This is a genomic window from Stenotrophomonas sp. GW821-FHT02D01 (genome assembly GCF_059421765.1).
Map to the genome: position 1 here is coordinate 1 of NZ_JBWKVP010000021.1, position 2,500 is coordinate 2,500.

Below are 2,500 nucleotides of genomic sequence, written 5' to 3' on the forward strand. Positions count from 1 at the left end.
CCACAGCTAGCGCCATGGTTTCATAGCCTCCCACCTATCCTACACAGACGAACTCAACGTTCAGTGTAAAGCTATAGTAAAGGTTCACGGGGTCTTTCCGTCTTGCCACGGGAACGCTGCATCTTCACAGCGATTTCAATTTCACTGAGTCTCGGGTGGAGACAGCGCCGCTGTCGTTACGCCATTCGTGCAGGTCGGAACTTACCCGACAAGGAATTTCGCTACCTTAGGACCGTTATAGTTACGGCCGCCGTTTACTGGGGCTTCGATCAAGAGCTTCGCCTTGCGGCTGACCCCATCAATTAACCTTCCAGCACCGGGCAGGCGTCACACCCTATACGTCCACTTTCGTGTTTGCAGAGTGCTGTGTTTTTGATAAACAGTCGCAGCGGCCTGGTTACTGCGACCCTCTTCAGCTATAGCTCGCACGAGCCACCAAAAAGGGTGCACCTTCTCCCGAAGTTACGGTGCCATGTTGCCTAGTTCCTTCACCCGAGTTCTCTCAAGCGCCTGAGAATTCTCATCCTACCCACCTGTGTCGGTTTACGGTACGGTCTGCGTAAGCTGAAGCTTAGGAGCTTTTCCTGGAAGCGTGGTATCAGCAACTTCGCCATAAAGGCTCGTCTCGGTGCTCGGTCTTGAAGGATCCCGGATTTGCCAAAGATCCAAACCTACCGCCTTTCCCCGGGACAACCAACGCCCGGTATGCCTAACCTTCTCCGTCCCTCCATCGCACTTACGCGAGGTGCAGGAATATTAACCTGCTTCCCATCGACTACGACTTTCGTCCTCGCCTTAGGGGCCGACTCACCCTGCGCCGATTAACGTTGCGCAAGGAAACCTTGGGCTTTCGGCGTGCGGGTTTTTCACCCGCATTATCGTTACTCATGTCAGCATTCGCACTTCCGATACCTCCAGCAGACTTCTCAATCCACCTTCAACGGCTTACGGAACGCTCCTCTACCGCGTACATATAAATATGCACACCCCAAGCTTCGGTTCTGTGCTTAGCCCCGTTAAATCTTCCCCGCAGACCGACTCGACCAGTGAGCTATTACGCTTTCTTTAAAGGGTGGCTGCTTCTAAGCCAACCTCCTGGCTGTCTGTGCCTTTCCACATGGTTTTCCACTTAGCACAAAATTTGGGACCTTAGCTGTGGGTCTGGGTTGTTTCCCTTTTCACGACGGACGTTAGCACCCGCCGTGTGTCTCCCATACAGTCCGTCTCGGTATTCGGAGTTTGCAATGGTTTGGTAAGTCGCGATGACCCCCTAGCCATAACAGTGCTCTACCCCCGAGAGGATACATATGAGGCGCTACCTAAATAGCTTTCGAGGAGAACCAGCTATCTCCGGGTTCGATTAGCTTTTCACTCCTAATCACAGCTCATCCCCGTCTTTTGCAACAGACGTGGGTTCGGGCCTCCAGTACCTGTTACGGCACCTTCACCCTGGCCATGACTAGATCACCCGGTTTCGGGTCTACTGCCCGCGACTATGCGCCCTTATCAGACTCGGTTTCCCTTCGCCTCCCCTATACGGTTAAGCTTGCCACGAACAGTAAGTCGCTGACCCATTATACAAAAGGTACGCAGTCACCCCTTGCGAGGCTCCTACTGCTTGTACGCACACGGTTTCAGGATCTATTTCACTCCCCTCTCCGGGGTTCTTTTCGCCTTTCCCTCACGGTACTGGTTCACTATCGGTCGGTCAGTAGTATTTAGCCTTGGAGGATGGTCCCCCCATGTTCAGACAGGGTTTCACGTGCCCCGCCCTACTCGTCTTCACTGAAATGGCCCTTTCAGATACAGGGCTATCACCTTCTATGGCCGCTCTTTCCAGAGCGTTTTCCTAGAACCAAATCAGCTTAAGGGCTAGTCCGCGTTCGCTCGTCGCTACTTACGGAATCTCGGTTGATTTCTTTTCCTCTGGTTACTTAGATATTTCAGTTCACCAGGTTCGCTTCCAGCAGCTATGTATTCACTGCAGGATACCCGCAAGCGGGTGGGTTTCCCCATTCGGACATTACCGGATCAAAGCTTGTTGCCAGCTCCCCGATACTTTTCGCAGGCTGCCACGTCCTTCATCGCCTCTGACCGCCAAGGCATCCACCGTGTGCGCTTATTCGCTTGACCATATAACCGCAAGTTGCCTTGGGTTATATATTTGACCTGGGGGTACAAAGCCCAGATACGAATATAACGACTCAATTAATAAGGAATCTTCCGATTCCCGCCTTAGCCTCACGACACGTCTGATAGATGTATCTCAAACGCTCGCTACGTCACAAGTTTTAAAAGAACACGTACCGGCCACAGTGCCGATGCGTATATAAGATCGATTGTATGCGTCATTCAGAGAATGGTGGGTCTGGGTAGACTCGAACTACCGACCTCACCCTTATCAGGGGTGCGCTCTAACCACCTGAGCTACAGACCCGGAAGACTCTTCCGGAACAGCTTAGATGGTGGAGCCTGTCGGGATCGAACCGACGACCCCCTG

Annotated in this window: 2 tRNA genes and 1 rRNA gene (1 of these 3 cut by a window edge); all 3 read right to left on the reverse strand. The window is 52.8% G+C overall.

The window, feature by feature from the left end:
* Positions 1-2,133, reverse strand: a 23S ribosomal RNA gene (locus tag AC07UW_RS20745); the annotation flags it as partial.
* Between the two features lie 227 nt (positions 2,134-2,360).
* A tRNA-Ile gene (locus tag AC07UW_RS20750) sits at positions 2,361-2,437 on the reverse strand.
* Positions 2,438-2,463: 26 nt separating this feature from the next.
* Positions 2,464-2,500: transfer RNA gene (locus tag AC07UW_RS20755), tRNA-Ala, on the reverse strand (it continues 39 nt past the right edge of the window).